A 7407-nucleotide genomic window follows, 5' to 3' on the forward strand; every position below is an offset into this window, starting at 1 on the left:
CCGGCCTCGACCGGTCCTGCTTGATCCGTCATTGCACTCTCCGAAATAGGGAGAGATGAACTTCGCCGATCAGGCCGCCTCAGGCAATGACGGGGAATCTCGGACACTCACATCGCGACGCGCCATTGCGGCGTCGAGACGTTCAATACCGGCATCTTGTGCCAGCGATTCCTTGACCCATCTGTCGAAACTGGACGTGCGGCCGACTAGGCGCTGTATGTCTCGTCCTTTGTGAAGACCAACAAAAACGATCGCAACGATGCGCGCGCCATTGTCGAGGCTGCGTATGCGTCCGGCGAACCCATCTTGAATTCGCCGTAGGAGCAAAGGATGCTCGTATCCACTAACTCATGGTGGATACGTGCACACTATCTCTCCCCCAGCTTCTGGTGATCGTCGGCGACGCCGACTGCATAGCGACGAGTTCAAGGCCAACGCCGTCGCCTCGGCAGCGCAGCCTGGCGTCTCGATGGCATCGGTGGCGATGTCTCTGGGAATCAATGCGAACTTACTGCGACGCTGGGTGCGCGACGCGGAGGTGCCGTCGGTCAACTCGGCGGAAGGCAACGCACCGCAGCTTTTGCGGAGCCCTGAGCCGAAGTCCTCGCCGCCAACGTTCGTGCCCGTGCAACTGCCTGCACCAGTCCCGCCAACAGGCGACATTCGCATGGAGGTCAAGCGCGGCTCCACGACTGTCGTGGTGACCTGGCCGGCGGCACTTGCTACCGAGTGTGGGACCTGGCTGCGCGAGTTGCTGCGGTGATCCGCATCGACGCTGTCTGGTTGTCGGTCGAGCCGATGGACATGCGCGCAGGCAGTGAAGCGGCATTGGGCCGTGTGGTGAGAGTCTTCGGTGAAGCCCGTCCTCATCACGCCTACCTGTTTGCCAATCGCCGCGCCAATCGCATGAAGGTCCTCGTTCACGATGGCATCGGCGTTTGGTTGGCCGCGAGGCGACTGAACGCTGGCAAGTTCGTCTGGCCACACGACACGACAGGGACGCTGTCGCTCAGCAGACCGCAGCTCAACGCACTCGTTCTGGGGCTGCCCTGGCAACGCATCGGCGAGGCTGGAATCATCCGGGTTCTGTAGCGATGCGCAACTGATGGATGTGCCGATACCACTGGCGCACTTCATCTGGCACGATCGGCCTCCGTGATCACCTCCCAGCAGTTGGACTCGTTGGATTCGGAGCAGATGCGCCAAGCCATGCTGGCGTTGATGAGTGAGCTGTCGGCCAAGGACGAACAGCTGCGAGAGAAGGCCGATGAAATCGCGAGGGTGCACCGCGAGGCGGCCTTCAAGCAAACCCTGATCGACAAGCTCACGCACGAGATGGCGGTGCTCAAGCGCCTGAAGTTCGCCGCCACGAGCGAGAAGTTCAGGTCCGGCCTGAGTGCCGAGCAGACGAGCCTGCTGGAAGAAACCCTGGATGGCGACATTGCCGAAGTCACCGGTGAGATCGAACGGGCCACCGGCAACAACAAGGGCAAAGACAAGAAGGACAAGGAGCAGCCAAAGCGCCAGCCGCTGCCCGCGCACCTGCCGCGGCGTGAGATGCGCCATGAACCCGAGAGCACTGTGTGCAGCTGCGGCTGCCAGATGAAGCGCATCGGCCAGGACGTCTCCGAGAAGCTCGACTACGAACCGGGCGTGTTCACGGTGGAGCACCATGTTCGCGGCAAGTGGGCTTGCGCGCATTGCGAGAAGCTGGTGCAGGCCCCTGTCGCGCCGCACATCATCGATAAGGGTATCCCCACGGCAGGCCTGCTGGCCCAGGTACTGGTGGCCAAGTTCCTGGATCATCTGCCCTTGTATCGGCAGGAGCACATCTTCCAGCGCGCCGGCATGGCCATCGCGCGCTCGACGCTGGCGCAGTGGGTGGGCGAATGCGGGGCGCAGCTGCAGCCGCTGGTGGACGCCCTGGAGGCCGAGCTGCTTCGCCACGAAGTGCTGCACGCCGACGAGACGCCGGTGGCCATGCTCAAGCCTGGCAACAAGAAGACCCACAAGGCCTACATCTGGAGCTACTGCACGACCAGCTTCAACTCAACCAAGGCGGTGGTGTTCAACTTCGCCGAGACGCGTAGCGGCGAGAACGTGCGTAGATTCCTCGGCCAGGACGGTGACACACCTTGGAAGGGCACGCTCGTTACCGACGGCTACTCGGGCTACAACGCGACCATTGCGAAGGGCGTGACGGCTGCAAATTGCATGGCCCACGCACGCCGCAAATTCCACGAGCTGTGGGCCAACCATGGCAGCAAGGTCGGCGAACAGGCGCTACGGTACTTCCAACTGCTGTTCAAGATCGAGGCGAAGCTCGGCTCACTTCCCCCAGATGAGCGACGACGAATTCGCAAGCGCAAGTCGCGCCGGGTAGCCGCGTTGCTCTACAGATGGCTTCTCTTGCAGAGGCAGCAGGTTCCACCAGGTTCGGCCACGATCAAAGCGATCGACTACAGCCTGAAGCGCTGGCCAGCATTGACGCGGTACATCGAGGACGGCGACGTCCCGATCTCGAACAATTGGGTTGAGAACCAGATCCGCCCAATTGCTCTTGGAAGGGGCAACTGGTTGTTCGCGGGCAGCCTGCGGGCTGGCAAGCGCGCCGCGGCGATCATGAGCCTGGTCCACTCGGCACGCATCAACGGGCACGATCCCTATGCGTACCTGAAGAATGTCCTCGAACGCCTGCCTACCCACCCGGCAAGCCGCATCGACGACTTGCTGCCACATCGTTGGTAGACAACGCCCGCCGCGCACTGACCTCCGTGCCCGTCGTCAAGACGGGTTCGCCGGACGCATACGAGGCTGCCAGTCGCCCGACCATGAATTTCGTGACGGTGAAGTCGGTCGGGCAGCAGGACATGCATGCCGTGCATCGCGTGGGCGATCTGCTGACTCGTCAGCGCACTGCGTTGATCAACCAGGCCAGGTGTCACAGTGGCGATGTCGCTGAAGCGTTCAAGCGCGGGGTTTCGCAGGTGCTGAACTTGCGATGGTGAGGGCACCAGCGTCTGCCTGACCATGGTCTTGGAACTTGCCGGACAAATCAAGGTACTGGAAGACGGTATCGATCGTGCCGACTGGATCAAGTCGTTCACGAAGCGATCGCAACGTTCGACATCTGTCGGCTTGGCTTGGACTTGCGCCGTGACAGTACTCGCCCGGCGGAAAATCGCAACTCCAGGTAATCAGCAAGTCAATATCACTCCCGGAAGCGGTAGTGATCTCCGCACGACATAGGCGGTTTTGCATCGTGCCAGAGCCCGCATTGGTGGGATCGCGGGGACCCTATACAAGGAGCCTTTCAATCGGACAATTGCATTGGAGCTCACAAGGAAAAGTCAATGTCGCCAGTCCACGTCGTTCAGCGCCAGTTCGAGGCTTACAACGCGCATGACTACGACAGATTGCCCCGAATAGATGCCGCAGCCATCGTCGAGAACAAGCGCCTGAGCCATGCGCTGCAGGCTGCCCTGGTACTCCAGACTCAACGCGACGATCGAAGGACAGTGGGCTCGCCCTCGCGCACAAATCAGGGGCAGGCGCCCATCTATCGCAAGCCTCTGCCAGGTGTCAAACGTTCGAGCCAGTTCACTAGCGAAGACCTCGAACTGCCCGTGATGAGCGTCTGCAAGCCATCGGCGTCATCCCATCACGCAGCGCTGAAATGACGATCGTGGTGCCTTCGGTTGGCAAGCCTGTGCGCATGCATAGGCCAGGCAGTCACCGCGTTCGCTGGAGTCATTCAAGAATGAAGAAATACGACATTTCAACTTTGCTGGCGAGGCGACATCTGAACTTGGGATTGACAGCAGAATGTAGGCCCCGAGTTGACATCATTTGCCGACTACGAAGAGAACCCGGGCCACTTCGTTCGCCCTCCCCCAGAACAAGCATCGTGATGGTCCGTCCGAAGTTGGCCTCTCCTCAGCCCATCTTCACCGCTGTACCGCTGACCGCGACCATCATCATCCCGTTTGCCTCGCCGAGCACCTCGTAGTCGAAGTCGATGCCTACAACGCCGTCGGCGCCTAATTCGCGAGCGGACTCGATCATGTCTTCGAGCGCGGCGTCACGCGCACCGGACAGCGCTCTTTCATATCCGCCTGCGCGGCCGCCAACGACGTCGCGAATGGAACTGAACATGTCGCGGAAGATGTTGGCTCCGATGATCGCCACGCCATTCACGACGCCAAGAAAGCGCTCGACGCGCGCGCCTTCGCCGTTGGGTATCACGGTGGAGAGGAAGAAGCCTTCCTCGGTCTTCGAGAACCAGCCCATGTCGATCTCCTCGGTTGTGGACACTGCGATTGTGCGTCCGCACGAGGCCTTTCTGATCTGCCGCCAGCCTCGGGGCCTCGTGCGTTCGTACTGCCACGAACAGCCTGCGCTCATGCAGCACCTTTTGTCGCTCGGCCATCTGCTTGCGACAATCCATGTTGGTCTGACGTAAGGAGTGCGGTCGTACAGCCGGCGTTCAATTCGCTGTCATGAGGCCGCGTCCCCATCCTCCTCGTGCGGCAGCGTTGTGAGGACCAAGCACCACAGAACGCACCGAAGCCGAGATCGCCCCGTCGAGGTCGCAGCCCTGGAGGGCTTGGCTCAAAGAAAGATCGTCGTTGCGAGCGCTGTTTCACGCGCAAGTTTACGCATGCCAAGCGCAACTTGGCCGGGCGGGAGTTGCTTCATTGCGGCGGTGGTGGCGCAGAACAGCGCCATGGTTTCGCGGTTGAGGTGCGCCTGGTGGAAATAGCCACGCTCGACCGCCAATTCGGACAGGGGCTGCGACGCTGCGGTGCGAGTGAGCGCGGCCTGCAGCCGCATGACGCGCGCAAAAAACTTGGGCGGCACGCCAACCGTGCGGCGGAAACGGCGCTCCAGCGTGCGCTCGCTGGCGCCGAAATGGCGCGCCATCTCGGCGACCAGAAGTTCCTGCGCCCCGTCGCCGCAGAGCTGCGCAACCGAGCGTTCGACATGCGATCGGATTCCCGTGCGCGCAGCACGCCGAGCGGGAAGCGCTCGACTGTCCGCACGCGCGCCAGTGCCGTCGGCGTTCACATGACGGCGTCATCGAGGCCGGGAGACAATCGCTCACGAAATCGAGGGCGGCGTCTGCCGCCCGGCAACGATCACTTCGGCTGCGGCAGTCCACCGCCCGCACTTTTTAGGAGGGAACCGGAATGAGTGACGACGACCTTGCATTTTCTCAACCGATCACGCTGCGCGACGGCCGGCCCGCACTGATCCGCGTCATGCGCCCTGACGACAAGGAGCGACTGCAGATTGCCTTTGCGAAGCTGGACCCACAGTCGGTCTATACCCGCTTCTTCTCGGTCCGCAAGGAGTTGCCCGAGCGAGCCTTCGAACGCATCGCCGAGATCGACTTCATCCATCTCGCTGGCCTGGTAGTCACAGTCGGTGTCGGCGCCGACGAGACCGTCATCGGCAGCGCCAGTTACGTCGGGCACGCCGAAGACGATGGCGCGAAGGTGGCCGAGATGGCTTTCACGGTCGAGGAGGACTTCCAGGGCCAAGGCTTGGCGAGTCGATTGCTTGAGACGCTGATCACGCTGGCGCGGCGCCACGGACTCGTGCGTCTCGAGGCAGAGGTGCTGGCCGGCAATGCGCCGATGCTGGCAGTGTTCCAACGCAGCGGCTTGCCGTTAAGCCGGCGCAGAGAGAGCGGCGTGATCCATCTCTGCCTCGAACTCGCTGCGCCGCGGGCATGAACGCTACGCATTCGACCGCCCGGGCGCGCGGGTTCTCTCTGGCCAAGGTCCCAATGTCCCGGGCCGCTGGGCTTCCCTACTCCGGCAGCGCGTTCAGCACGTAGACAGCTTCGACCAGGGCCGACGGCGCCGTGCCAGCTGGAAAGCTCTGGCGGAACACCTTGGCGATCTCGCCACTGCGGTAGGTCTCGGCCAAGGCACGGTTGACCGCCAACCGCATGTCCGGGTCGCGTCTCATCATCAGCGAATAGCTTTCCATCGACAGGTAGTCGTCGCTGAGCCGGAGGGTCGCACCCGCCGGGCCGCCCGTGACCTCACCTACGAGGATCAGACTGTCGGTGGCGAAGGCATCAGCGCGTCCGCCACGCACTGCGGCAATTCCTTCGGAGCTGGTCTGCACCGCTACGAAGACCGGCACGATGCCACGCGAAGACAGCCCTCTGAGCACCTGTTCTGTGGTGGTGCCGGGAATGACAGCCACCCGCTTTGCGTTCAGGTCCACCGCACGGGCAATCGACGAGGTTGCCAGCGACACGAAGGAGCTTCCCTCGACCCAGATGGGATTGCTGAAGTCGACCTGCTTCTCACGACCCAGCGTGCGCGACGTGCTGCCGCATTCCAGGTCGATGCTGCCATCGGTGACCGCCTGCATCCGAGTCGTCGCGGTCACGGGCACCCACTGCACGTCCAGTTTGGCAAGTTTGAGCTGGGCTTGCAGGGAACTGGCCACGCGCTTGCACAGCTCCACCGAATAGCCGGACGGAGCGCCGTCTGCGCCCTTGTACGAGAACGGCTTGGCATCCTCGCGATAGCCCAGCCTGAGGGTCTGCGATTGGCTAATGCGGGCGAGCGGGTCTCGTGGGACTGCGCCCGGCCCGCTGGCGCAGGCAGCCAGCAAGGTGGACACCAGGAGTGGCGCCAGCAGCGGAAGAAGTCGTGAATACATGCGTGGTCCTCAGGCAATCAACAGTTGGGTGCCGGCAACCCAAGCCGACCCATTCTCCGGACGCGACAAGTCGCGTTGCGGCGCCGGCGGATTGTGAGGCCCGCTATCGCCATTGGCAACCAGCTGGCGGGTCCGCAATAGAGGGGCACCGCGCGGGGCTGTGCGGGTGACTACAGCGACTCACGTGCATTGCTCGTGGTCGGCCCCATCGTGGGCTTTGCATCGATGAGTTGGACACTTCCGCACCAGAAAGGCGCACGAGCAAGCGCGCCCGCGGAACAAACACACGCGAACTATGCCCCATCGATATCGGGGGCACATCACTTTCCGCCGCAAGGCAACATGTTCCTCACGACATTTGCCGCTGGCCGGCTCGAGTTTTGATGCTTGAAACTTCCATCTGGTCGGCTCGGCATCATTTCCCCAAGCTTCGCGCCACGGCTTCACGGTCGCATGCAACGCATCGGCCCGACAGACTGCGCAAGAGTAGGCCAGTCACAATGTGGCGCGATCGCTGACATGGGATAAATGACACATACGTGCGCTCGCCAGCAGCCGCAGCCGCAGCCGCAGCCGCAGCCGCAGCCGCAGCCGCATCGCGCAGCGGCTGCTTGAACCGCCCCGGCTTTTGAGGAGGCTCCTTCGATTGAGAATGGAGCCAAGATGAGAAAGTCACCGAAGTTTTCCCCCGAGGTCATGGAGCGCGCGGTGCGCATGGTGTTT

At 62.5% G+C, this 7407-nt stretch carries 8 protein-coding genes and 1 pseudogene; 6 read left to right on the forward strand and 3 right to left on the reverse strand.

Annotated elements, in window-relative coordinates; all coding sequences use genetic code 11:
* The first annotated feature begins 361 nt into the window (after positions 1-361).
* From WKW79_RS37195 to WKW79_RS36470, 5 genes and pseudogenes are all read left to right on the forward strand, one after another.
* Positions 362-763, forward strand: a complete 402-nt coding sequence (locus tag WKW79_RS37195) for a transposase (RefSeq protein WP_422824039.1) — start codon at positions 362-364, stop codon at positions 761-763.
* Complete coding sequence (gene tnpB / locus WKW79_RS36455) at positions 760-1092, forward strand: IS66 family insertion sequence element accessory protein TnpB (protein WP_340340105.1); 333 nt, start codon at positions 760-762, stop codon at positions 1090-1092. The genes WKW79_RS37195 and tnpB overlap by 4 nt, the downstream gene beginning before the upstream one ends.
* Before the next feature lie 63 nt (positions 1093-1155).
* A complete protein-coding gene (gene tnpC / locus WKW79_RS36460; RefSeq protein WP_340340106.1) occupies positions 1156-2748 on the forward strand; it encodes an IS66 family transposase in 1593 nt (530 codons plus the stop codon).
* A gap of 62 nt (positions 2749-2810) precedes the next feature.
* Positions 2811-2939 (forward strand): annotated as a pseudogene (locus WKW79_RS36465) (IS110 family transposase); the annotation flags it as partial.
* Between the two features lie 414 nt (positions 2940-3353).
* Entirely contained in the window at positions 3354-3680 is a 327-nt protein-coding gene (locus WKW79_RS36470; protein WP_340340107.1) for a hypothetical protein, read from the forward strand.
* Between the two features lie 256 nt (positions 3681-3936).
* On the opposite strand, the gene WKW79_RS36475 is transcribed toward WKW79_RS36470, so the two are convergent.
* Together WKW79_RS36475 and WKW79_RS36480 are read right to left on the reverse strand one after the other, a co-directional pair.
* On the reverse strand, positions 3937-4290 hold the full coding sequence (locus WKW79_RS36475) for a heavy metal-binding domain-containing protein (RefSeq protein WP_340340108.1): 354 nt from the start codon (positions 4288-4290) through the stop codon (positions 3937-3939).
* 321 nt (positions 4291-4611) lie between these two features.
* Complete coding sequence (locus WKW79_RS36480) at positions 4612-5067, reverse strand: helix-turn-helix domain-containing protein (RefSeq protein WP_340340109.1); 456 nt, start codon at positions 5065-5067, stop codon at positions 4612-4614.
* Positions 5068-5189: 122 nt separating this feature from the next.
* On the opposite strand from WKW79_RS36480, the gene WKW79_RS36485 reads away from it, so the two are divergent.
* Entirely contained in the window at positions 5190-5738 is a 549-nt protein-coding gene (locus WKW79_RS36485; protein ID WP_340340110.1) for a GNAT family N-acetyltransferase, read from the forward strand.
* 76 nt (positions 5739-5814) lie between these two features.
* On the opposite strand, the gene WKW79_RS36490 is transcribed toward WKW79_RS36485, so the two are convergent.
* Positions 5815-6684 (reverse strand): amino acid ABC transporter substrate-binding protein, encoded by an 870-nt coding sequence (locus tag WKW79_RS36490; protein ID WP_340340111.1) that lies wholly within the window; start codon positions 6682-6684, stop codon positions 5815-5817.
* Positions 6685-7407 lie beyond the last annotated feature (723 nt).

The organism is Variovorax robiniae (assembly GCF_037889955.1).
Lineage (GTDB): Bacteria > Pseudomonadota > Gammaproteobacteria > Burkholderiales > Burkholderiaceae_C > Variovorax > Variovorax robiniae.